The 22,728-nt window shown below is 60.1% G+C and carries 20 protein-coding genes; 7 read left to right on the top strand and 13 right to left on the bottom strand.

Features of this window, described 5'->3' with window-relative positions; all coding sequences use genetic code 11:
- Positions 1–76: 76 nt before the first annotated feature.
- On the bottom strand, positions 77–4,117 hold the full coding sequence (locus AADH44_RS07490; protein ID WP_341952091.1) for a CARDB domain-containing protein: 4,041 nt from the start codon (positions 4,115–4,117) through the stop codon (positions 77–79).
- A gap of 245 nt (positions 4,118–4,362) precedes the next feature.
- Between AADH44_RS07490 and AADH44_RS07485 the strand changes: the two genes are divergently transcribed.
- From AADH44_RS07485 to AADH44_RS07475, 3 genes are all read left to right on the top strand, one after another.
- On the top strand, positions 4,363–4,890 hold the full coding sequence (locus AADH44_RS07485) for a DUF427 domain-containing protein (RefSeq protein WP_341952090.1): 528 nt from the start codon (positions 4,363–4,365) through the stop codon (positions 4,888–4,890).
- 76 nt (positions 4,891–4,966) lie between these two features.
- Complete coding sequence (locus AADH44_RS07480) at positions 4,967–5,611, top strand: class I SAM-dependent methyltransferase (RefSeq protein ID WP_341952089.1); 645 nt, start codon at positions 4,967–4,969, stop codon at positions 5,609–5,611.
- 77 nt (positions 5,612–5,688) lie between these two features.
- Positions 5,689–6,816 carry a diaminopropionate ammonia-lyase gene (locus AADH44_RS07475; RefSeq protein WP_341952088.1) on the top strand — a complete coding sequence of 376 codons (1,128 nt, stop codon included), beginning with the start codon at positions 5,689–5,691 and terminating at the stop codon, positions 6,814–6,816.
- Positions 6,817–6,872: 56 nt separating this feature from the next.
- Here the strand turns inward: AADH44_RS07475 and AADH44_RS07470 are convergent, their stop codons facing one another.
- A complete protein-coding gene (locus AADH44_RS07470) occupies positions 6,873–8,006 on the bottom strand; it encodes a hypothetical protein (RefSeq protein WP_341952087.1) in 1,134 nt (377 codons plus the stop codon).
- 65 nt (positions 8,007–8,071) lie between these two features.
- Entirely contained in the window at positions 8,072–8,554 is a 483-nt protein-coding gene (locus AADH44_RS07465) for a RimK/LysX family protein (protein WP_341952086.1), read from the bottom strand.
- 24 nt (positions 8,555–8,578) lie between these two features.
- On the opposite strand from AADH44_RS07465, the gene AADH44_RS07460 reads away from it, so the two are divergent.
- Positions 8,579–9,769, top strand: coding sequence for a RimK family alpha-L-glutamate ligase (locus tag AADH44_RS07460; protein ID WP_341952085.1), 1,191 nt, complete (start codon positions 8,579–8,581; stop codon positions 9,767–9,769).
- Positions 9,770–9,832: 63 nt separating this feature from the next.
- Here the strand turns inward: AADH44_RS07460 and AADH44_RS07455 are convergent, their stop codons facing one another.
- The 6 genes from AADH44_RS07455 to AADH44_RS07430 all read right to left on the bottom strand — a co-directional run bounded on the left by AADH44_RS07455 (position 9,833) and on the right by AADH44_RS07430 (position 14,730).
- Complete coding sequence (locus tag AADH44_RS07455) at positions 9,833–10,582, bottom strand: ABC transporter permease (protein ID WP_341952084.1); 750 nt, start codon at positions 10,580–10,582, stop codon at positions 9,833–9,835.
- Complete coding sequence (locus AADH44_RS07450) at positions 10,503–11,462, bottom strand: alpha/beta hydrolase (protein ID WP_341952083.1); 960 nt, start codon at positions 11,460–11,462, stop codon at positions 10,503–10,505. Before AADH44_RS07450 ends, AADH44_RS07455 begins: the two co-directional genes overlap by 80 nt.
- 83 nt (positions 11,463–11,545) lie before the next feature.
- Positions 11,546–11,908 (bottom strand): rhodanese-like domain-containing protein, encoded by a 363-nt coding sequence (locus AADH44_RS07445; RefSeq protein WP_341952082.1) that lies wholly within the window; start codon positions 11,906–11,908, stop codon positions 11,546–11,548.
- Positions 11,909–11,931: 23 nt separating this feature from the next.
- Complete coding sequence (locus AADH44_RS07440) at positions 11,932–12,453, bottom strand: DUF4395 domain-containing protein (protein ID WP_341952081.1); 522 nt, start codon at positions 12,451–12,453, stop codon at positions 11,932–11,934.
- 69 nt (positions 12,454–12,522) lie between these two features.
- Positions 12,523–13,311, bottom strand: coding sequence for a sulfite exporter TauE/SafE family protein (locus tag AADH44_RS07435; protein WP_341952080.1), 789 nt, complete (start codon positions 13,309–13,311; stop codon positions 12,523–12,525).
- Positions 13,312–13,320: 9 nt separating this feature from the next.
- Positions 13,321–14,730 carry an MBL fold metallo-hydrolase gene (locus tag AADH44_RS07430; protein WP_341952079.1) on the bottom strand — a complete coding sequence of 470 codons (1,410 nt, stop codon included), beginning with the start codon at positions 14,728–14,730 and terminating at the stop codon, positions 13,321–13,323.
- Positions 14,731–15,208: 478 nt separating this feature from the next.
- Between AADH44_RS07430 and AADH44_RS07425 the strand changes: the two genes are divergently transcribed.
- Positions 15,209–15,499: a metal-sensitive transcriptional regulator gene (locus tag AADH44_RS07425; protein WP_341952078.1), complete on the top strand. Its 291-nt coding sequence runs from the start codon at positions 15,209–15,211 to the stop codon at positions 15,497–15,499.
- 70 nt (positions 15,500–15,569) lie between these two features.
- On the opposite strand, the gene AADH44_RS07420 is transcribed toward AADH44_RS07425, so the two are convergent.
- Entirely contained in the window at positions 15,570–16,217 is a 648-nt protein-coding gene (locus AADH44_RS07420) for a DUF1294 domain-containing protein (RefSeq protein WP_341952077.1), read from the bottom strand.
- A gap of 237 nt (positions 16,218–16,454) precedes the next feature.
- On the opposite strand from AADH44_RS07420, the gene AADH44_RS07415 reads away from it, so the two are divergent.
- Positions 16,455–18,818: a phosphoketolase family protein gene (locus AADH44_RS07415; RefSeq protein WP_341954947.1), complete on the top strand. Its 2,364-nt coding sequence runs from the start codon at positions 16,455–16,457 to the stop codon at positions 18,816–18,818.
- 7 nt (positions 18,819–18,825) lie between these two features.
- Here AADH44_RS07415 and AADH44_RS07410 read toward each other — a convergent pair whose 3' ends face one another.
- Positions 18,826–19,878, bottom strand: a complete 1,053-nt coding sequence (locus tag AADH44_RS07410) for an NAD(P)-dependent alcohol dehydrogenase (protein WP_341952076.1) — start codon at positions 19,876–19,878, stop codon at positions 18,826–18,828.
- 249 nt (positions 19,879–20,127) lie between these two features.
- Between AADH44_RS07410 and AADH44_RS07405 the strand changes: the two genes are divergently transcribed.
- Positions 20,128–20,640, top strand: a complete 513-nt coding sequence (locus AADH44_RS07405; RefSeq protein WP_341952075.1) for a hypothetical protein — start codon at positions 20,128–20,130, stop codon at positions 20,638–20,640.
- Between the two features lie 24 nt (positions 20,641–20,664).
- Here AADH44_RS07405 and AADH44_RS07400 read toward each other — a convergent pair whose 3' ends face one another.
- Both AADH44_RS07400 and AADH44_RS07395 read right to left on the bottom strand, forming a co-directional pair.
- Complete coding sequence (locus AADH44_RS07400) at positions 20,665–21,477, bottom strand: alpha/beta hydrolase (protein ID WP_341952074.1); 813 nt, start codon at positions 21,475–21,477, stop codon at positions 20,665–20,667.
- A 47-nt stretch (positions 21,478–21,524) separates the two neighbouring features.
- On the bottom strand, positions 21,525–22,595 hold the full coding sequence (locus AADH44_RS07395; protein WP_341952073.1) for a hypothetical protein: 1,071 nt from the start codon (positions 22,593–22,595) through the stop codon (positions 21,525–21,527).
- Between the last annotated feature and the right edge of the window lie 133 nt (positions 22,596–22,728).

Below are 22,728 nucleotides of genomic sequence, written 5' to 3'. Positions count from 1 at the left end.
TAGTTGCAGGAGGGGAGCATCGAGCCCGCACTGGTTCAGTGCGACCGTCTAAACGTGTGCTGTCAATCCAGATTCATCAGCGGCGGCGGCGACGGCTGATTAGTAGCGTCACACCACCGAGCGCAAGCAGGAATGTGGCGGCGATCAACGGTGGGAGTGCCGAGAATCCGGTTGAGGAGAGCATACCGCCTGGCAGATTGCCATCACCCGCTGCCGCAAAAATGACTGAAGCGCTGTTGTTGGTCTGGTCAGGGTCGAAGGGGAACGTGGAGCTTATCCGAGCCAGGTTCACTAGCGAAACAGTCGCAGTGAACGTGGCGGTGATAGTCAAAGTCTCGGCTGGGGCGTTGACGTCGAGGGTGCCGATAGTCCAAATGCCTGTCGCCTCGTCGTAGCTACCCGTTGATGTGATGCTGGTGATGTAGTTAAGACCTGCCGGGAGAAGACTCGTCACGACGGCTGATGTCGTTGACTCTGGGCCGAGATTGCTAGCCGAAATCGTGAGAGTTACCTGTTGACCAACGCGAGGAGAATTATCGTCAACAGAGGCATCGACACTCAGGTCGGCGGCGGGTATCTCGATCGTCGCTTGGGCTTGATTATTGGCGAGATTGGGGTCGGGGATGCTGCTCTGCGAGATCACAACAGTATTCAGGAACGTTCCAGTGCGGGTGATCTGCACGCTCAGGGTCAGTGTTGCGGTCTGTCCGGATGTCAGCGTTCCTATGTCCCAGACGCGGGCTGCCGCGTCGAAAGAGCCTTGGGTAATTGTGCTGCCCGTGACCGTCGCCTCGATCTTGATCGGATCGACTGCTTGCACATTTTCGGCTGTGTTGGGCCCATTGTTGCTGACGGTGACGGTGTACGTCACAGTCTCGCCGGGCTGGGCGAGCGCTGGTGACACCGACTTGCCTATGGCAAGGTCTGCACGAACTACTACGTCGACCGAGGCGCTAGCGGAATTATTCTCCTGATCGGTGTCGGATTCGTTGAGCGACTGAATCGATGCGGTGTTGGTGATCGTGCCCGGTTGCACTGCCGTCGCTGTCACTGTGAGTGTCTCGGTGCCGCCGCTCGGTAGATTGGCGAGCGACCAGATGCCCGTTTGCGAATCAAAGCTTCCAGCGCTCGGTACCGACGAGTCGTAGGTGAGGCCCGCGGGCAGCTGATCGATGATCGCTACGTCGGTCGCGGCGGCGGGACCATCGTTCGTCACGTCGATGGTGAAGCTCACCGACTGCCCCACATTCACCTCTGCAGGCCCAAGCCGAGTCTTCGTGAGGCTGAGGTCAAGCACAGCCGGTCCGGTGCTGAAGGAGGCGATGTCGGTATTGTTACTCTGATCAGGGTCGTCAACAGTGGCTGAGCTGACGGTCGATACGCTGAGCTTAGTTCCGACAGTCAGCACCTGAGCGCGCACTGTGAAGGTTGCGGATTCTCCGGGTGCCAAGGAGCCAATATTCCACGTCAGACCGGTCGAATCTACTGTGCCCTGCGATGGGTTAGTCGATGTTATGTCTTGGGTCTGGAACGCGAGACCATCGATTTGAGTTTCCGAGGCAAAAGCGTCGGGTACGACGTCCGGACCCGCGTTCGTGACCGTGGCGACGTACGTTACGAAGTCTCCAACGACCACGCCCTCGGTGCCAGACAGAATAGATTTTACGATCTGCAGGTCGGCGATCGACGCAGTGACGGTGAGGATTGCACGATCAACGTCGTTGGACTGGTTGACATCCTGCGGTGAAACGGTGGCCAGCCCGGCAGTGTTCTGGAACGAGCCCACGTCGGTAGCTCGCACCTCTAAGTTCACTGAAACCGTTTGTCCCACAGCGAGGTTGCCCACAGTCCAGATTCCGCTGGTTGCGTTGTAGGCCCCAGAAGTTGAAATGAGTTGGAGTCGGCTCGGCAGCGTGTTCGCGATCGTCACGTTGGTCGCTGGTTGGGGGCCATTGTTGGTGGCCGAAATGGTGAAGTTGGCTGTTTTCCCGACGCGAATTGATGGCGAGTCGACGAAGATGTTCACGGCGATATCCGTCGTAGCAACTACGGGGTTGAGGCTCACTGATGCGGTGTTGTTGGCCGGATTTGTATCGGGCTGTTGCAGTGTGACGAGTGTCGCCGCATTAGTGAGTACTCTGGCGGTGTCCACAGTTGCTACCACGGTAAGGGTGGCCGGCGGCGAGGCGACCGCCAGGCTAGGGATTGTCCAGTTGCCGGTCGCGGAGTCGTAGGCGCCTGTGGATGCGGTCGCGGACACCAACCCGAGCCCGGTGGGAAGCAAATCGTTGATCACAACGCTGGTCGCAACAGCGGGCCCAATATTGGTTCCGGTGACCGTGAAGGTCACCTGTTGGCCAACCTGCGGGGAGGCGTTGGTAACGGTCTTGGTCACCCTAACGTCGGTTCCGACTTGGATACTTGCCTGTGCTTGGTTGGAGGTGACCGACTGGCCGAGCGTTGTTACCCCTGCGGCTGACGCTGTGTTGAGCAGACTTCCGGCAGCCGAGAGGAAGCTGGCCAGTACCGTTGTCGTCAGCGCACAGTTTGCGGTCTGACCCGGGTCAAGATTCGTTGCGTCGCAGGTCACTTTGCCGCCGGCAGCGCGATTGTCTGTGACCGCGATATTGGACACGGTGGATCCGCCAGTGTTTGTCACCGTGTAGCTGTAATCGACCTGTTGTCCTACGACATACGGGGCTGCAGTTGTGACTGCCTTGGTGAGTGTGAGTCGTGATACCAACTGCACAGTTATCGTGTCGACGTTAGAGGTGATCGTTGCGTTGCTTGGGTCCAAACCTGTCGCTTGTACGGTATTAGTGACCAATCCAGCGACGACATCTGACGGAGTCACGGTATAGGTGCCATGGCACACTGTTGATGCAGTGGGAGCGGGCGCTGGAGGCAGGGTCGTGGCATCGCAGCTCACGGTAGCAATCTTGTTGTCGGCCACTGTCAGAGTGTCCACTGGCACGAGCCCAACATTGGTAACGACATATTGGTACGGGATCTGGGTGCCCGCGGTGATGACAGCGGGCAGTGACGCTCCTCTACGGTCAATCTGCTTCGTGATGTTCAGGTTGGCCAGTGGCTGGATGGTTCGGACAACCACATTGCGCAGCAAGTGCACGTCAGTTACCCCACCGGTAGCACCAGCAAAACCGAACTTGTAGGTGTTGGGGGTATTCGCGGGCGCCGGATGATTTAGCACTTCCTGCCAGCCATTACCGGTTCCAAAATCAATCTGCACGATCACGCGAGGGCTCGGCGCCGGTGTGATTTGAACATTGATGAGCCGTTTGGCGAGCGCTGGATCGGTTGTACCAGTTGGCGCGCGCAGGTTCCCGGGCAACGTCGAGGTCGGTTTGTTTGGGTCGCTCGCAGGGTCGGTTGTTGATGCTTGGTAGCAGTACCCGTTCGTGCCGTTGCCGGGGCCACGCAGAGTCACGACATTGGCGCCTACCGAACCGGAGGCGGTGCTGGGTGAGCGTTGCCCGACCGGACAGTTTGCGCCTTTCCCCTCTCCGTCGGCGTAAAAGTTGCCAAAAGTATCTAAACCAACGCCGATATAGCCTCCGCGGATGCCCGCTGTGGTGTAGCGCTGCGAGTAGCCAAGGCTGCCGCCGGTACCGCCTCCCTGGGTCAGGTTGGTTGCCCCATCGACGATGAAGAAACCGATGCCGTCCGCACCGCCGCCGCCGTACTGGTATTGCTCGAACACCACCGAGATCCCCGCTGATGCTGGAATCGAGCGGTTGTACAGAAGCGTCCCGTTTGTCCTTGTCGTGGTGTCGGTTAGCTGCAGATATCCGGGGGTTGCGCCGAGGGTTGGTATAGGACCGCTCTGTGAAGAGCTGCAGTCGTTGACTGTTGTGCTCGGAGGCGACCCTGAGGGGGCACCCGTGAGGCAGGCAGCCTCGAGACCGGTCCAAGCGGTGTCTGTCAGCGTCGCTCCGGTGAAGCTTTCGTTGACGATCAGCGAACCGGAAGTGGGAGGGGGCGCTGCCGCGGCCTGGGGTGACGAGACAGGGGCAATCACTATCCCAGCGACGAGAACCGTGGTTAGGAGAAACGCACCCGGCACAACACGCTTTGCGAGATTCCCGCTTACACGCACGAAGCCCCCGCCTCTGAACAATGTTCGGTTGAGAGCATGACTGCTCTGGGCACCCTACTTCGAACTTTGACGTAGGGAGTTGACCGAAGCATACCTTCAACGCGCACATATAGCGGTTGCGTCGTCACAGGGCAGGGTGATGAGCGCGCTTCGCCGTCACGCTGGCATCAAAATTGGGCTGCGAGAACAAATCCTTGAGCCAGTATTTGCAGCGGCATCCCAGCGGGTCGTTGCACTATGGGAGCATGACTCCCGAACCCGGTTTTCCTCGTTCCCTGCGACGCCCCACCCCGATCACACCGAAGGCAGGGCAAGAATCGGTGTGGGACTACCCACGTCCGCCCCGGGTAGAGCCGCGGAACGAACGCGTAGTCGTGAAGCTCGGGGGGCAGGTGATCGCCGACACCACGGATGCCGTGCGTGTTCTGGAGACGAGCCATCCGCCCGTCTATTACCTACCGATAGCTGCGTTCCCGGCCGGTGTGCTTGTGCCTGTGTCGGGCACCAGCTTCTGCGAGTTCAAGGGACAGGCGCACTATTTTGATGTTGTCGCCGGGGGAGTGGTCGCTGCTCGTGCCGGGTGGACCTACCCGGCGCCGACCCGTGGCTTTGAAGAGTTGGGCACGCGCGTTGCGCTCTACCCCGGCCAGATGGACTCGTGCGAAGTCGACGGGGAACTCGTGACCTCCCAAGCAGGGGACTTCTACGGTGGATGGATGACATCTCAGCTCGTCGGGCCGTTTAAGGGTGGCCCGGGTACCAGCGGCTGGTGAACTCGGTCATCGACAGCAGAGGGAACACGGTCATAGCGCGCGTTGACGGCCGTCGCAAATACGGGAAGAAGCGCTGATGGGCAACGATGAGAATCGCGCCGACCGAGAGTTTTGGGAAGATCGTTACGCGGCCAAGAGTCTCTCGTGGAGCGGCAACCCGAATCCCGTGCTTGTCACTGAGGCCACCGGGCTGACGCCGGGTCGCGCCCTCGACATTGGGTGTGGCGAAGGGGCGGATGCCTTGTGGCTTGCACAACAGGGATGGCAGGTCACTGGTGTCGATATCGCTACGAACGCTCTCGACAAAGCGCGCGCTCATGCAGAATGCGTCGATCCGGCCGCGGCGGCCCGAATCGACTGGCAGCAGCACGACGTGACCATGTGGGCCCCAGAGCCTCGGTCTTTCGACCTAGTTTCGGTGCAGTTTATGCATCTCTCTAAACCGATCATCGCTACCCTGTTTCGGTCTCTTGCGGCCGCTGTCGCACCCCGGGGGACTCTGCTCATCGTCGGCCATGACGCCTCCGATACCGATGAAGGTTCCCACAACCGGGCGCACCTGGCTGAGTTGATGTACAGCGCAGATGATGTGCTCGATGTGATCAAGGACGAGATGCTGCGGATTGAGATCGCCGAGCCACGCTCGCGACACGTGACGAGCGCAGAGGGCGTTGAGATTGTTCACGATGTCGTGGTGAAGGTGAGCCGTACCGCGGCATAGCCCACCCGGCATAGCCCACCCGGCAACAGGAGAGGGTGACACTATCTCCGCGCGGCCAGAGGATCTAGGCTCGCCCCATGGTCACCTCAACATCTGACAGCACAGCAGGCTGGTACTCGAACCCGGCCGCGCGCTCATGGCGCACCGAGCCCGTGCGTTTAGACATGCGCGAGTTTCACAACTCCCTGCCCGGCTACGCTCCGACGCCCCTTACTCCGCTGCCGGAAGCGGCAGCAATACTGAAGGTCGGGGCAGTTTTCGTTAAGGACGAATCGCAGCGTCTCGGTTTGCCGGCGTTTAAGATTCTGGGTGCCTCCTACGCGATCTCCCGCGCGCTGTCAGCCCGGTTGGGTGCTCCTGGCGTTGCCTACTCGCTCGACGAGCTTCGCAAACGCCTCGGCGCTGACTCTGCGCTGTCGCTTGCTGCGGCGACAGACGGTAATCATGGCCGGGCCGTGGCCCACGTCGCGAACTTGCTTGGGCTGCCCGCCACTATCTATGTGCCCGCAGAGGTATCTCGGGCCGCGATGGATGCGATTCGTTCGGAAGGCGCGACGCTGATTGAACTTAGTGTGCCCTACGACGATGTTGTTAAGTACGCCAGAAACGCCACCGTTGGCGACGCGGTGCTGATCCAAGACTCCTCGTGGAGGGGGTATGAGGAGATCCCTCAGTGGGTCGTCGATGGCTATGACACCTTGTTCGCCGAAATTGACGAACAACTGCGCAGTGCTGGGATCGAGCGTCTCGACCTTATCGTCGTCCCCTCCGGGGTCGGATCGTTCGCTCAAGCAGCTCTCAGGCACTACCGCTCCACAGAACACACGCCATCAGTGCTCTCCGTTGAACCCGACACAGCGTCCTCCGTAACGACCTCGCTGCGTGCCGGTCGAATCACGCCCGTCTCTACCGCCGACACCGTGATGACAGGCCTGAACTGCGGCACCGTCTCAGAACTTGCGTGGCCGATCCTGCTGGCGGGGCTCGACGCATCCGTTACTGTTACCGATTCGGAGGCACTCGCAGCGGTACACGATCTCGCGAGCCACGGTGTCGACTCTGGGCCGTGCGGAGCCTCAACTCTGGCGGGTGCCCGAGCAGTGCTCATCGACCCCGATCGCCGGGCAGAACTCGGCATCACCGACGATGCGGTCGTCGTGTTGCTGAGTACCGAGGGCAGGGCTGCAAACCCGAAAGCTCCCTAAGCGGATGCCCGGCACCCGGCACCCCGCATCCCGCAATCACGAACAGCTGGAACCGACTAAGGCTTACCGCGGAACGTAGCGGCTACCGGCTTGTCATCAGGGAGATCCTCCCGACGCACCGCCTTCACAGTGCCGCCGGCGCGCAGAACACGAACCGCAACCTCGTCGACAAGCCCATACGTGGTGGGGCCAGGTTCATGCGCAATGGTGAGCACACCGCCCTCGTCAATGCTTCCCTCTTCAGTGGAGGCGAGATCGAACAGTAGCGTATCAACGAGTCCGGCGGTTGCCGCGTGGGCGACATCACTCAACTGGGAACTAGCAAGACCATTGGCCCGTTTGGTGCCGAAGCTTTCCCGCCAGGACGCAAGTTCGCCCTCTGAGTGTTGCTCCAGAACGGCGCGGCCACGCTTCTCCAACTCCGCCAATGACAGTGAGCTGGGGTTCGCATCGATGCCGTGCTCTAGCAGACCTCGATAACTGTTCGCCTCCCGGTAGGCGGGCTCCAAGTCTGAAGCGGCCGACAGAATAAGGGGTAGGCCAGACTTGCCAATGACGTCGAGAACGGCCTCTTGCACAACAGAACAGTACCGGCGCTGTTCGATCTTGGGCCCGAGGGCACCGTCTGCGCGGCGGCGGTCAAACCTGCCATCGGTTTCTGTCGTTTCAAGCGTCAGAGCGACATCATCAGGAAGGGTAGGAAGCTCGATCAGCTCGCTCGACGCATCCGAGCTGAGGAAGAGCAGCCGCACGTCTCCTTCAGTGATTGCCAACACGTAGCCGCTGTGCCCGAACGTGGTTGCCCGCAGGAGCGGCCCGAGGTCAAACCGGCCACCCACGGCGCTGTGTGAGGGAAGTTCATTTCTCAGCCCAAAAGCGCGGGTGAACTTCGGGGAGGCAAAAACTGCGATTGTGCGGGCAGGAGTGCTCCACAAGTTGCGATCGCCATCAAGCGAGTCCAGCGATTCACTGATGGCGTCACGTTCCGCCTTGTCGAGGCCGATCGTGTCGAGTTCGGCAAGTGCTTCGGTGGCGGCGGAACGTAGCGCCAAGCGTGCGGCCTCCGTATCGCGGGCGATAGGGGGACGATCGCCTGCAGCTCCGGATGCCACATAGAGGGAAACGCTGCCCGCGTTACGTTGCTGAGACAGCTCGGTGAAGTCTTCTGAAGACGGAATATCGATGCTCATATCTTCACAATAACCAGTGCTTCTGAGAGCGCAACCAGTAGAGTTTCAGGATCAACCGAGGATCGTCAGCCGCGCCCCTGATTGCGCCGCCGAATGTCGCGCGGTGCGCGCCCGCCGAGGAACGACTTGTCGGAATCCACCAGGAACCCTTGGCTGAGAACTTCGCGGCCGACGAGCATCCGAAACCCCATCTCATCGCGGTTAGTGAGAGTGGTTTCGGCGGCGACGGTGTGACCACCCAGCTCAACGTCAATGAGCACGGCGATGCGGTCTTCGCGATGACCTGACGAACTTCGCACGGCACGACGATCGTGTATCGCGCACTCGACAATTGCCGCATCTGCATCGGAATTCTGCCACGGTTTTAGATGAAAACGAACCCACTCGTTGCCGTCGTCGCCCACAAACTCTTCGATGTGATCCGCATGAAGAGCAGAACTGTGCGCGCCGCTGTCGATCTTGGCCTTGATCCACGGCACACCAATACCGGGGAGGGAAACCCACTCACGCCAGCCGACAATAGTGTTTGAATGGGTAGGTTCTATCACCCCCTTATCTTGGCAGGTCGTCTGATGAAACTCGCTATCCTCTCGCGTGCCCCGCAGGCCTACTCCACTCAACGGCTGCGAGCGGCCGCGCAGCAGCGGGGGCACGACGTGAAAGTGTTGAACACTTTGCGCTTCGCGATTGACCTGACCGGGGACGAACCCGACCTGCAATATCGCGGCAAGTTGCTCTCAGATTACGATGCCATCCTGCCCCGTGTCGGCAACTCCATCACCTACTTCGGCACGGCTGTTGTTCGCCAGTTTGAACAAATGGATGTCTACACGCCGAACACCTCAAGCGGCATCACGAATTCGCGCGACAAGTTGCGTGCCACGCAAATTCTTTCTCGTCACGACATTGCCATGCCCGCGACGACGTTTGTGCACAACCGGGCGGATGTCGAGATGGCCATCGAGCGCGTCGGCGGTGCACCCGTCGTAATCAAGCTGCTCGAGGGTACCCAAGGCATCGGTGTGATTCTGGCTCCGGATACACAGGTTGCCAAGGCAATCATTGAGACATTGCATTCGACAAAACAGAATGTGCTCATCCAGAGTTTCATCTCGGAGAGTAAGGGTCGTGACATCCGCGCCCTCGTTGTTGGCGACCGTGTGGTCGCTGCGATGCGACGAGTGGCAGTGGGGGACGAGTTCCGATCGAACGTGCACCGCGGGGGGAATGTCGAAGCGGTCGAGCTCACGCCTGAATACACCCGGGCCGCGGTGCGTGCCGCCCAAATCATGGGCCTGCGCGTCGCGGGGGTTGACATGCTTGAGGGCAAAGATGGCCCCCTCGTGATGGAGGTCAACTCCTCACCAGGTCTTGAAGGCATTGAGCGGGCGACGGGACTGGATGTTGCGGGCGCGATCATTGACTACATCGCCAACCAGGTCGCATTTCCCGAGATCGATGTTCGCCAGCGCCTCAGCGTGTCGACCGGGTATGGCGTCGCCGAAATTGTTGTTCACAGCGATGCGGAATTTGTGGGCAAGCAACTTGGCGAATCGGGTCTCGGTGAGAAAGACATCACCGTGCTCACCTTGCACCGTGGCTCTAGCGTTGTGCCCAATCCTGGCCGGCGTACCGTGCTCGAAGCCAACGACCGACTGCTCTGTTTTGGCAAGCTTGAAGAGATGCGCTCCATGATTCCCGCGCGGCGTCGTCGCCGCTCAAAGGTGCGCAAGCTGCCACCGCAGCCCACGACAGAAGACTAGGCGCCAAAGCGGCGTTGACACCGCCGGTGCAGTGTCAACGCCGCTGAGCGACTCAGCGATGTACTAGCCCTTGATGGCCTGAGCCCAACTCACTCGGGTGCCGACTTTGAGCCGCGAGTTGTTGTAGATGCGTGCGCCCAACAGAACGGCCAGCCCCGCGGTCACGACCAGCAGTACGAGCGAGATGAGTGGCTCCCACCAGGCAGCGGTACCGAGGAACAGCCGCATCGGCATCCCGACGGGAGCCGAGAACGGGATGTAGGACATCACCGCGAGTGCGACAGGGTTGTCATTAAGGAAGATGATGGCGAAGTACGGCAACATGATGAGCATCGTCACCGGGGTCATCGCTGATCCCAGATCTTCTTGGCGGGAAACCATCGCGCCCACCGCCGCGAAGAGTGCAGCGAGCAGGATGAAGCCGATGATGTAGAACCCCACGAACCAGAGCAGCGGTGCACCAAGCAGAGAGAGGAGCTCGGCTTGGCCGGTGACCGACAGCCCGGTGGCATTCGACAGTTCTGATGACACCGAACTGACGACAGCCACCGGTGTGGTCGAGGAGGTATTCGACATGATGCCGCCCGCAATGACCCCACCGAGCACAAGCAGCAGAAGGATGCCGGTAGTGATGAGGAAGCTTTTAGAGCGGAGTCGCGCCGTGATCTCGCGTTCAGCGACGAGCGAGACAGACTGGGCGAAGCTGGGGGAATGGCGGCGAGCAGTAGTGGTATTAATTAGATGACCTCTCGGAAGATCTGGGCAAGGGATGCGCGCTGGGAGGCTGAAGGCCAGCAGTTTCGATGTGCGCAAAATGCCCAGCGTGTTCAGTCGATTGTTGTCTGGCGTGCGGGAGCTCGTTGGCGAACCAGAGATCATCGCGCACACTCACGAATACGTCACGCTCACCACGAATCAGCGTGACCGGGCAGCGGATGCTCGACCATGCTTGTTCGTCGTAGCGGGCGGCGGCCGCGGATGCACGAACAAAAGCGAGCGGACGGATCTCTGCGGCTAGTGAGTCAATGACGGAATCGTCAAGCGTGCTTCGGCTGGTGAACAGGGGAGAGCTGAGGTGGCCGAGAAGGCGCAGGCGGTGAAGCGTGCGAATCAGTGTGTCGCCAGCACGCCCAAGCGCTGCCAGGAGCCGCATGGCACCCAACATTCCCGCCAGCAGCGGCAGGGCTCCGAAGTTGCGAATCGGATGCCGCAGTACAGCCAGCGCGGTAGGCCCGGTAGCAGAGATGGCGGTCACGCTGAGCGTGCGTTCGGGATACCTCGCCGCAAGCGTGAGTGCGAGGTGTGCGCCCAACGAGTGGCCGATGGTGTGCCAGTCGGCAAAGCCGAGCGTTCTGGCGACGTGTGCGACGGTATCCACCATGTCTTCGACGGTGGCGCTCTTGGCGAGGCTTCCGCTCTCACCCCAGCCGGGGAGGTCCAGGGCAACCACATTCTGCAGCGGTTCGTCGGCGGTGTGGGCGGCGCGGATGAGTGGCAGCCAGGTAGTCCACGACCCTGCCGCTCCGTGGAGCAGCAGGGTCGCAGTCTCGAAGTGAGCGGCGCCGTTGGGGTTCACGTGCACGACGACATCGCCCAAGCGTGTGGGAACGACGATGCGCGAGAACCCTCTGGTCGCAGGGTCGTGGGGGTTTCCTGCGCTGTAGAACGTGCTGGAGTCCGGTGTCGTGTTCACACGGGTAGTTCGTAGCCAAGGCACACGACGATTGCTCCCCTCGGCACAAAGTCCCGTTGGCTGTGGCGAATGAACGGGTTCTGCTAGCGCACAACCTCGATCTGAGTGACCTGGGTGGCGTTGTCAATCGAGCCAAGATCGATGACGCTGGTAAAACCTGCATCATTCATCATCGCGACAGCTTGTCCTGAGCGGTTGCCCGATTTGCAGTAGACGGCGTACTCAGCTTCGGGATCGAGCGTGGGGAGCGTCTGGGCAAACTGGCCGCCGTTGAGGTCGAGAAGGTTGGCACCATCAAGGTGACCAGCCGCGAATTCACCTGGCGTGCGCACGTCAATGATGATGGTGTCGGCGCTCAGCTCGACGGTCTCAGTGGGAGCTGAGCATCCGGCGACCGAAGCCAAGATGATGAGGGAGGCTGCGAGAGCGGTGAGAGGTCGGAACATTTTTCTCCTTGTGAGGTGTGGGGTTATTCGGAAACCCGGCAGGTGTCGCCGGGGCAGTACTGTGGTGGGGTTTTAGCGAGAAGGCGTTGAAGTGCACAACCGACGCAAATGCCGAAAGCGGACTCCAAGAAGAGCAGGGTGAGGCACAGACCGCAGAGCGCGAGGGTGACCCCTAGGGGTGCTCCGAGGGCGCCCATTCCGGCACAGGACACGAGGGCGAGCCCATATCCGAGCCACCACGCGAAAACCTTCTGAGGGGCACCGACCCACGTGGGCTGCTGCTTACTGACAATCAAGCGACCCAGCGCGAGGGTCGGCGACCAGCGGTCACCAGCCGTGACGCGGAGCAGCATATCGATGATGAACAGGATCCCGAATGGGCGAAGCGGCGCCGTCGAACCTTCAGCGATTGCGAACGCGAAGGAGATTGCTCCGCCAACAAACAGGATGCCCGCAGCGACTCGAACAGCGCGCTCGTTTACAACCGGAATGGCATAGCCCTCGACGATGGTTCCCACGGTGTGGTTTGGTGCGGGGTGTGTCATGAGTGAATCCTCTATCCTCTGGACACGTGGCCGCTGAATGGTGGTGGTGGTGGTGGTGGACGACAACTGTCAGGCACCGGTCACGAGGGGTATCAGCTGCGGGAGCTCTAGCGTGAGTACTAATGCGCCGACTGCCAGTACAAAGATTCCGAACCCCCGGCGGAGCGCGGTTTCTGGAATGCGGCCAGCCAGTGCAACCCCAACGAAGGAGCCAGCGACCGCGATCCCGGTGAAGGCAAGAATTGTCGGCCACGGTAGTGCCACCGTGAACAGGTGTGCGACCAAACCTGCAGACGATTGCATCGCGATTACCAGAAGTGAGGTGCCCACCGCGACGGCCACAGGAAGGCCGCCGAGTAGGGTGAGCGCGGGAACGATGAGGAACCCGCCTCCGGCGCCGACGAGTCCTGCCGCGATGCCCACTAGGAAACCGTCAAGGACGATGCGAGCGACGGGGAGTGCTGTGGGTTCGGAGTCATGCCCTGCCGCAACTTTCTTGCGACCACGGATCATGGCTGTCGCGGTGGCAATCATCATGGCAGCGAAGAGAACCATCAAGATGGTGCCAGGAATGAAGCCACCCACTGTTCCGCCAGCGAACGCGCCGGCCATTCCTGCGGCACCAAAGATCAGACCCGTCTTCCAACGAACGCGGCCTGCACGCGAGTGCGTGAAGACGCTCACTGCACTGGTGACACCGACAACAAAGAGGGAGGCGGCGATCGCCTGTTGCGGATCCATTCCTACTAGGTAGGTCAAAATTGGCACGGTCAGAATGGATCCGCCCCCGCCGAGCAGTCCTAGGGACACGCCCACGAGGACTGCAAGAAGCAGCGCGATCACCAGGTTAGGTTCCATTGGTGGTTGCTACACCTCGGGTACGGCGCCGGGCATTGCGACCCAGCCGAGGTAGGAGCCATCGAGTTCGGCGACGTCATATCCTTCGCGTCGGAGGGCACTTGCTGCGACGCTGTTACGTACTCCACTTTGGCAGTAAGTCACGATGGTTCCCTCATGGGGAAGTTGGTCGAGTGCCCACATCACGCGACCACCGCTGAGCTGTTTAGCCCCGGGAATGTGACCTTCAGCAAACTCAGTCCTATTGCGAACGTCCAAGAGTAGAGCCCGGTCGACCGATTCCAACTCGGTGGGGGATACCAGCATGGGCGTGACAAGGTCGAGACCGTCAAGTGTGGAGACGAAACCTGTCACCGAGTCGATTCCGACTCGCACGAGGTGGTCACGCAACTCCTCAGCTTCGGTAATGGTCGCTGCCAAGAGGATGATGGGTCGCGTCTCAGTTTCAGGGTTGTAAACCCAGGCGCCGTAGCTGGCCGCTTTCTCGGGACCGGGAACGTTGAGTGACCGTGCGACGGTGCCGAGGTGCACTTCGCTGTTGTGACGGGTGTCGATGAGGATGGCGCTGTCATCGTCAAGGACCGACGCTACTTCCGCGGTCGTATATTCGCGCAGTCCAGTGACGGTGCCCATCACGTGAGGGCCCTGTCGGTTCTGGATCTTCATCCGAGCAAAGTAGGCATGCGCATCCGGTTGGCCGTTGAGCAGTTCATCGATAAACCCCTGCTCATCGTTGTCGGCAAGATAGTGGCTCCACCACGCAAACGCGCGTTCATAGCCCACCGTTGTCGTGGGGATGGCGCCGAGTGCTTTTCCGCAGGCGCTTCCTGCACCGTGAGCGGGAAGTACCTGTACATAGTCAGGCAGGGTAAGGAACCGATCACGCAGGCTCGCAAAGATATCTTTCGCTCCACCGAAGCGGGTATCGATTCCCCCGGCTGCTTCGTCAAGGAGGTCGGGGCGCCCGAGATCGCCCACGAACACGAAGTCTCCCGAAAGCATGAAGCCAGGGGCGTCTGCTTGTGCGCCGTCAGTAACGAGAAAGGAGAGGTGTTCGGGAGTGTGCCCCGGAGTGTGGATGGCTTGGAGCGTAATGTTCCCGAGGGTGATGGTGTGCTTGTCTTTCATTCGCACTGCACCGTCGAACGCACTTCCGTACGTCCAATCTGGGCCGCCTTCGTCGGATACGAGAATCGTCGCACCTGTGCGCGCGGCAAGCTCGCGAGTACCCGAAAGATAGTCGGCATGAATGTGCGTTTCGGTTACCGCGGTAATGGTCATTCCATTCTTGGCGGCAATGTCGAGGTAGACGTCGAGGTCGCGACGGGGGTCAACGACAATCGCTTCGCCTTTGGCCTGGCACCCAATGAAATAGCTGGCCTGGGCAAGATCGGTATCATAGATACGTTCGAGAAGCATTATTACTCCGTTGGTTGGGGGCTGCGCCTGGGCGGTGGATTAGTGGTGGTAGCGAGTTAGCAGTGGCAACGGTCGCTTTCGGCGACGTTTGCGAGGGCATCCTCGATATGTTCTCCGCAGCCAGCCCAGGTGGGCTTACCGCAGTTCTGGCAAGTGACTTGTGCACACATGCTGGTCTCCTAACGACCGAATAGGCGAGCGAAGAAGCCGCTCTGTGCTCCGCGAGAAGCATCAATTTCTGCTTGAGAGTGTTTGCCGTTGCACCACTGAGAAGCGGGGACCGTGCGCTTGACGGTTTGGATGTGGTCACCACATCCAGTCCACGTTGTTTTGTTGCACACGCGGCACGTGGTTGCTCTGCACATAGTTCTACTTTCTCTCGGTGGGCTGTACGAATCAATACCCTAGGGGGTATGCTCAATACTATACCCCATGGGGTATCCCGACTGTCAACTTACGCCAGAGAAAAGAGACACCAATGGCCTCCGAGGTTCCACTGACGTTGCCGACCAACGACACCGAAGCGCACAAGAAGATAGTCAACCGGTTGCGTCGCGCGCAAGGGCAACTCGGGGCGCTCATCACCACTGTAGAAAGCGGTGCAGGGTGCGCGGACGTCATCCATCAGCTCTCCGCTGTATCAAAAGCGCTCGACCGCGCCGGATTCCTCGTCATCTCCGGGGCGATGAAAGAGTGCCTTGCGAACCCGGGCGCCGAAGGATCACCCCAGCCCGACGAGATCGAGAAGCTCTTTCTCTCTCTGTCGTGAGCACGAACGAAGACTTTCGCACGATCGTGCGAGGCGTCAAAGGTCAGCGAGCCGAGCAAAGGTTCTGCTTCTAGGTGGTGTTCGTCGACAAGAGCAGTCGCGCAAGCTCGAGCACTCGTGCCCCCAAAGGGGTTGTCATGATCGCGAGTACCAAGACGTTAAGCACCACAGTGCCCCAGAATGCTTGGCGAAAACTGGCCTTCTGCGTTTTATGGCGAAGGCGCTGTTGGGCAACAATGGAACCCGGCCATCCGCCGAGCAACCCGAGACCAAGGAGGGCACTTTCGCTGACCCGCCACTGACGTGTTTGGGCAGCATTTTTATCAATCGCGTAGGCGATATAGCTGACGATGCTCGCCACAAGATAGACGACGGCAACCCAGAGAGGCACCGCACTCATCGCAGTAACGACGACAATGGCCACAACGAACGTCCCTAATACGACGTAACTCATGGTGCCGGGTTTGCCCGGGCTGGCGCTCACAGCGCGTCCAGACGGCGATAAATAGCGGATGCTACGGGCTCGTACCTTGCCGTCACTCGTGTGTTCCACAGCGAAACTGACACGCTCGCCTAGCGTGGGTCGAGCATCGCGCGGAGGGAACGCCGAGATGTGCGCGAAGATTCGTTCGCCATTCTCGAGAGTCACAAAACCGAAACCGCGTTCGTCGTTCCACGAAGCTAAAGCGCCCTCACTTCGTGTGCTTCGCGAACCCATAGTCCGAGGGTATCCCGCGCATCGGTCAGCGGTGGCAACGGCATACCCGGTGATTCACCGCGTTCAGCCGCTCGAGGAAGAATGCTCATACACTGTGCGAACAAGCTCCGTGATGGGCGCGACTCAATTGAACGGTTTACCCAGCACAATTCATCGCAATCAGAGAAGAGAAATTTCGTGACCTTTCCGAAACCTTCACAGCGTTCACCGTGGTGCGGCCCCCGAACGACCGAAATTTTGCCCGAAACTCTCGATCAGTTGGATGCGTGGTGGCGGGCCGCCAACTATCTTGCCGTTGGCCAGATCTATCTGCTCGATAATCCTCTACTGCGGGAACCACTACGACGAGAGCACACCAAGCCCCGGCTTCTGGGGCACTGGGGCACAGCTCCGGGACTGAACTTTGTGTGGGCACACCTCAATCGGATCATTCGCGAACGCGACACTGACACGATCTTCGTAGCGGGCCCTGGTCACGGTGGACCGGCTGTTGTCGCGAGCGCGTACCTTGACGGCACCTACAGCGAAACGTATGCAGACATCGACAAGAGTGCGAATGGCATCCGCAAACTGTTTCGGCAATTCTCGTTCCCCGGTGGCATCCCTAGCCACGCAGCGCCAGAAACACCCGGCTCAATCCATGAGGGCGGCGAGCTCGGGTATGCCCTCTCGCACGCCTATGGCGCGGCGTTCGATAATCCCAACCTTCTTGTCGCAGCAGTAGTAGGTGACGGCGAAGCGGAGACCGGTCCCTTAGCCACAAGTTGGCACTCGAATAAGTTCATCGACCCCGAACGCGACGGCGTGGTTCTGCCGATCCTGCATCTCAATGGGTACAAGATCGCGAACCCGACCGTGCTGGCACGCATCCCCGAAGAGGAACTCTGCGACCTCATGCGCGGCTACGGGCACACGCCCTATGTCGTATCTGGTGGGTTCGATAGTGAGGACCCTCGTGACGTACACGAGCGGATGGCGTCAACCCTTGACGACATCATCGACCACATTGCGCAGATCAAGGCTGCAGCCGCCGACGGCACCCTCAAGGGTCGACCTGCCTGGCCGATGCTGATCTTGCGCACGCCCAAGGGGTGGACGGGCCCCCAAGTGGTCGACGGCCACCCGGTCGAAAACAATTGGCGCTCTCACCAAGTGCCGCTGGCCAGTGTGCGCGACACCGAGGAGCACCTGCAGCAGCTCAATGACTGGATGGCCTCCTACCGTCCAGAAGAACTCTTCGACGAGAACGGTGCACCGCGCGAAATCGCGACAGCTCTTGCGCCCGAAGGCGACCGTAGGATGAGCGCCAACCCTGTCACCAACGGGGGACTGCTGCGTGCGCCACTCCGGCTGCCCGACTTTCGTGACTACGCCGTCGATGTTCCCCGCCCCGGCGAAACCACGAGCTCCGCAACCGACATACTCGGCGAATGGTTGCGCGACGTGATCCGTGACAACCCTGACAATTTCAGAATTTTTGGTGCCGATGTGACGGCATCCAATCGACTGAGCGCCGTATTCGATGTGACGAACAAGCAGTGGGATGCCGAGTATCTTCCCATCGATGCAGACAATCACCTTGCTCGTGCGGGGCGCGTGATGGAAATGCTGAGCGAACACCAGTGCCAAGGCTGGTTAGAGGGCTATTTGCTCACCGGTCGACACGGCGTATTCAACTCCTACGAAGCCTTCATCCACATCGTCGACTCGATGTTCAACCAGCACGCCAAATGGCTGGAAGGCGCGAACTCAATCCCGTGGCGTCGGCAAGTCTCGTCGCTGAACTACCTCCTCAGCTCGCATGTGTGGCGTCAAGACCACAACGGTGCGTCTCACCAAGACCCCGGATTTCTTGATCTCGTCATAAACAAGAAACCCGATGTCGTTCGGGTGTACCTGCCGTGTGACGCCAATACGCTGCTCTCGACCTATGATCACTGCCTCCGCTCGGTGAACAAAATAAACGTCGTCGTCGCCGGCAAGCACCCCGAAAATAACTGGCTCGACATGCCCGCTGCTATTGAACACTGCACGCGAGGAATTGGACTATTCGACTGGGCAGGCACCGAAGTTATTGGCCAAGAACCGGATGTCGTACTCGCCTGTGCCGGCGACGTTCCGACCCTAGAAACTCTCGCCGCCGCGCAGATCTTGCGGGAACGGATCCCTGAGCTGCGGGTGCGAGTGGTCAACGTCATCGACCTGATGCGGCTGCACAGCGAATCTGAGCATCCGCACGGCCTCAGTGACGCCGAATACGATGCACTCTTCACAACCGATAAGCCAGTGATCTTTGCGCATCACGGGTACCCGTGGCTGATCCATCGCCTCACCTACAAGCGCGCGGGGCACGCCAATTTGCACGTGCGCGGCTACAAAGACGAGGGAACCACCACCACGCCATTCGACATGGTGATGATGAACGACCTCGACCGGTATCACCTCGTCATCGACGTGCTGGAGCGCGTTCCTGGACTGACGTCGCGGCACGCCGCATTGTGGCAAGAGATGCAAGACACCCGACTACACGCCAAGCAATACACTCGCGAACATGGGGAAGACATGCCCGAAGTGGCTGACTGGGCGTGGAGATCAGCGTGACGGTGAATTAGCCGCGGCCGTTGGGTGCCACGACTGCACGACCGGCGATTTCTCCAGCCTCCAGCTTCTTATAGGCGCTCAGAGCGTCGTCGATGTCGAAGATTTCAATGTCAGGCGTGATTTTTCCTGCCCGATACAGCGCGACCACTTCGTGGAGTTCTTCGAGAGTTCCCCAGTACGTGCTCAAGAGTTCGGCTTCGTAGGGCGCAGTGTAGAAGCCCCATTCGTAGGCTCCGCCCGCGATTCCGACGACGGTCACTCGACCGCGAACCGCTGCTGTTTTCATGGCGAGTTCGATGGTGTTGGTGATCCCGACAAAGTCGAAGACGGCATCCACACCACGCCCCGCCGTTAATTCCCGAATGGCAGCGACTTGATCGTCTCCCGAGGGGACCGTGACCGCGCCGAATTCTGAAGCACGTTTCATTGCCTCAGGTTTCATGTCGGTGGCGATGACGGTTGCACCGGTGATCGCCGTCAAGATTTGCACGGCAAGCTGTCCGAGACCACCCAGCCCAATCACGAGTGCCGTTTTGCCGCCCCCCTGAAGCTTCGGCAGCGCCAGCTTGATGGCGTGGTACGGCGTGAGACCGGCGTCTGACAGTGGCGCGGCCGCGATCGGATCGGCATCCTCTAGGGGTACCAGATTGCGGGCAGGAACCGTCATGTACTCGGCCATTCCGCCATTGCGTCCCAGCCCTGAAGCGAGGTATGGCATCTCTGCGACATTCTGGCAGTAGGTGTCTTGGCCGCGCGAACACGCGGGGCAGTGGCCGCAGCCGATGGGGCCATAAACCAAGTAGGCAGCGCCGGTCTTGATGCCGGTGACTCCTGGGCCTACTTCTTCGACCCATCCAGAGTTCTCGTGCCCGAGGATGAATGGGGGTACGAGCTGGGGCGGAGCCGTGGATCCATCCATGTCGTGGAAGACAGCAACATCAGAGTGACAAGCTCCGGCACCGGCTACCTTGAGAAGCACCTCTCCGGGGCCTGGCGTCGGCTTCTCAGCCTCCTCAAGTGTGGGAAAAGTCTTCCAATCTGTGAACATAATTGCACGCATACATTCCTCCGTATCGATGGTTGGCAACGTGCACTTAGGCCGCGCATCGCCGCGCTCGCAAGTTCGAAAAACGAGGTACTCCGCACGCTATCGGACGACTATGACTGTTGCCTGAAATGGGGGTAAAAGTGTCTCTGGCGCGCAACACCTTTTATGCTTAGAATTGCCGAGACATCGCGTGGATGCCCAGCAATTTGCGCCCAATCAGGAGTTCTTCCTTGGGCCGTCAGAAAGAACAGATCACTCGGCATGGACATCACCGATATTGCTATCAACGCACTTGGATTCGTGGGCACCGCATTCTCTTTCTTGATGTGGGTTCCACAGGCAAGAATCACCTGGCAAAGCCGCAATGACGCCGTGCGTCTTGCGGGAATTTCAGAAACCACCCAGTGGTTGCTCGTCTTCGGCTATTCCGTGTGGGGCACCTACGGGCTGCTGAGCGAATCATTGTGGGTCGGAGCCCCCAGCATCATCGCTGTTCCGCTAGCCGCAGCCACCATCGTGGTTATTCGGCGCGGGCGCAGACTTCCCGACGAGGGCCGATCGTTTTCCATTTTCTCGAGCACGGATGCTGACCCTATTGCCACCATCACTGATGGCCTGATTGCGCTCACCGAGTCGATCCCGATCATCTCGATGCACTCCGAAGCATCCGATGCGGAGTCGAGCGATGCGCAATCATCGTCAGAGGTCCTCGGAGAGCCACTGCCGCAGTCCGCTGGCTATGCAGCGACAGGCACCATCCCGATTCTCGCGTAGTCGCCGCTCCGTCTCGCCGCAGCGCTAACTGTTGCGAAGAAAACTGTCCACTTCTGCCGTGATCACATCACGGACGACAGAACTGTCAAGAGTCGCAACCCCATCGCCGGCCTGCAGACCGTAGTCGCCGAAACGAGCGTGATTGGCGCCGTCGATGGGAAAGAAGGTGGTGGATGTCGGCAACAGATGGGCGGCATCCATGATCTTTTCGGGGGTGCTGAGCTGGTCTGTGCTGCCGCTCAAACTCAAGACGCGAGTGTCGACATCCGCAAGATCGTTCGCGCAATAGCTTCCAAACAGAATTAGGCCGCTCACGTCGGGTTGGGCCGCGTACTGGCAGGCACGCACCCCACCGAGCGAATGACCGCCGACGAACCAGCTGTCGACATCCAGGGCAGCATTCGTGAACGTCGTCAGCGGGCGTTGATCGAAGAACGCCAAATTGAGGACTGGTTTGGTCACCACCACGGTGAGCCCCGACTCAACCACGGCTCCGGAAAGCTTGTAGAGGTAGGCATCTGCACTGACCTTCGCGCCCGGAATGAACACCAATCCCACGCCTGAAGCCCCAGCGGTGGGGGAGAGGATGAACGATTCAGGGGTCTCATGCAGCGACACCGCGGGGTTGGTGCGCACCTTATCGAGCGGGCCAGTCTCGGCTTGCATGACCCCAACGTTGGCCCACACAAGAATGCCCACGGCCGCCAATACGATCAGCGAAGCCAATGAGATAACCGAAAAGCGCAGAATTCGACGCTTGCGCACAGCTTTGTGGGGGCGTGGTGATGGCCCGTGAATCTCGTTGGGGCCGGTTGAAGACCGCTCAGTAGCGCGCATTGCCCCAGTCTATTGAACGGGCACAGGCCCTAATGAACGGGCACGGGCTAGTGAGTCGGAGCGGTCTCGTCAGCGGGCATTTCAGCCTGCACTTCAGACGATGGTGTGAGTGATCTCGGTCGGCGATTGAGAATCACAGCAATAGCCGCCGTCGCCGCGAGAAAGAGGCCGCCAGCGGTTACCGCAATGGGGACATCCGGTTTCACAATTGACTGACCCAGCAGCGCTTGCACCGTCAGCAGCGCGGTGATTGCGATATACAAGCTCACGAGCACGGCGACAACCCGACGTCGCACTGGGGGAAGCCGAAGGGGGCGCACCCAGCGTGCACAAAGCTCAAGCGTGAGCGCGGCTAGCGGCAGCAATTGCAGAGCGTGCATTCCAACGAAGTGGGGAATTCGGAGGTCGCCGGCGACCGTGCTCCACCCGAGCAGCGGCAGGCCTTCGCCGCCATCAGGCATCCCGACGGTGTGCGCTCCAGCGATGCCCTGAAAGTTGCTGAGTTGCTGGGCGGTGGGAGAAGTCATGAGAAATGCGAGCCCCATACCGATGACGCCCACGATCAGCCCAGACTTGATGGCGAGGGCCCGGCCGGGGTCAGGGATTCGATAGCGCCAGACCAGCCCGGCGACCACCATTGCAGCCGACCACACGATGACGATTGAGATTGCCATCACCGACCACAGGGTTGTTGTTGCTGGTGTGGCGACGTTGAAGTGGCTTGTTGTGCCGAGGGCTGCGGCGCCAGTGATGATCACCATCTCCACTGCGAGAAATACGGCGCTGACGGTGCCAAGCCACCATGCGAGCCGGGCATGCCGAGTGAGCATTCCGATGAGCCAGGAGAGCGTCAGGGAGTACAGGGCGATGGAGAGTGCGAACTTCAGCGGTTTTGCCCAGAGGGGCGCGCCCAGAGTCTCTTGAGGATCAACGATCAGCCCGATTATTGCCCCAACCCCGAGCACGCTCATGGCAATCGCGAGCCAGAGCAGCGGGCGATGGAGTATTGCGCGCTCGAGGCCCAGACCGATGCGGTCGAGCGTGGGTGGGCAAGGAAAGTCAGCGGCTGCGCTAGGAGTCGATCGTGGCTGCGATTCAGTGTTTCGAGTGGTGGTCATGGCTGCTCCCTTGGTCGATAGCAACACTATCGGATAGTTGGGCTATCCGTAAACCTTTTGTGCAAGATTGAGCGGCCAGCGGCCCGGAGCCAACGGCTCAACGGCGAGCAGCCAGCCGGGACACACCTACCCT

Source organism: Salinibacterium sp. TMP30 (assembly GCF_038397785.1).
Lineage (GTDB): Bacteria > Actinomycetota > Actinomycetes > Actinomycetales > Microbacteriaceae > Rhodoglobus.
Note: the sequence above shows the minus strand (reverse complement) of the source record. Positions and strands in the feature narration are given on the sequence as shown.

What these genes read in the sequence shown, in the direction of transcription:
- AADH44_RS07405 (WP_341952075.1), top strand. Translation starts at nt 20,128, where the DNA reads ATGGACATCACCGATATTGCTATCAACGCACTTGGATTCGTGGGCACC.
- AADH44_RS07430 (WP_341952079.1), bottom strand. Translation starts at nt 14,730, where the DNA reads ATGCTTCTCGAACGTATCTATGATACCGATCTTGCCCAGGCCAGCTAT.
- AADH44_RS07460 (WP_341952085.1), top strand. Translation starts at nt 8,579, where the DNA reads ATGAAACTCGCTATCCTCTCGCGTGCCCCGCAGGCCTACTCCACTCAA.
- AADH44_RS07410 (WP_341952076.1), bottom strand. Translation starts at nt 19,878, where the DNA reads ATGCGTGCAATTATGTTCACAGATTGGAAGACTTTTCCCACACTTGAG.
- AADH44_RS07435 (WP_341952080.1), bottom strand. Translation starts at nt 13,311, where the DNA reads ATGGAACCTAACCTGGTGATCGCGCTGCTTCTTGCAGTCCTCGTGGGC.
- AADH44_RS07445 (WP_341952082.1), bottom strand. Translation starts at nt 11,908, where the DNA reads ATGTTCCGACCTCTCACCGCTCTCGCAGCCTCCCTCATCATCTTGGCT.
- AADH44_RS07425 (WP_341952078.1), top strand. Translation starts at nt 15,209, where the DNA reads ATGGCCTCCGAGGTTCCACTGACGTTGCCGACCAACGACACCGAAGCG.
- AADH44_RS07395 (WP_341952073.1), bottom strand. Translation starts at nt 22,595, where the DNA reads ATGACCACCACTCGAAACACTGAATCGCAGCCACGATCGACTCCTAGC.
- AADH44_RS07470 (WP_341952087.1), bottom strand. Translation starts at nt 8,006, where the DNA reads ATGAGCATCGATATTCCGTCTTCAGAAGACTTCACCGAGCTGTCTCAG.
- AADH44_RS07440 (WP_341952081.1), bottom strand. Translation starts at nt 12,453, where the DNA reads ATGACACACCCCGCACCAAACCACACCGTGGGAACCATCGTCGAGGGC.
- AADH44_RS07480 (WP_341952089.1), top strand. Translation starts at nt 4,967, where the DNA reads ATGGGCAACGATGAGAATCGCGCCGACCGAGAGTTTTGGGAAGATCGT.
- AADH44_RS07475 (WP_341952088.1), top strand. Translation starts at nt 5,689, where the DNA reads ATGGTCACCTCAACATCTGACAGCACAGCAGGCTGGTACTCGAACCCG.
- AADH44_RS07400 (WP_341952074.1), bottom strand. Translation starts at nt 21,477, where the DNA reads ATGCGCGCTACTGAGCGGTCTTCAACCGGCCCCAACGAGATTCACGGG.
- AADH44_RS07420 (WP_341952077.1), bottom strand. Translation starts at nt 16,217, where the DNA reads ATGGGTTCGCGAAGCACACGAAGTGAGGGCGCTTTAGCTTCGTGGAAC.
- AADH44_RS07485 (WP_341952090.1), top strand. Translation starts at nt 4,363, where the DNA reads ATGACTCCCGAACCCGGTTTTCCTCGTTCCCTGCGACGCCCCACCCCG.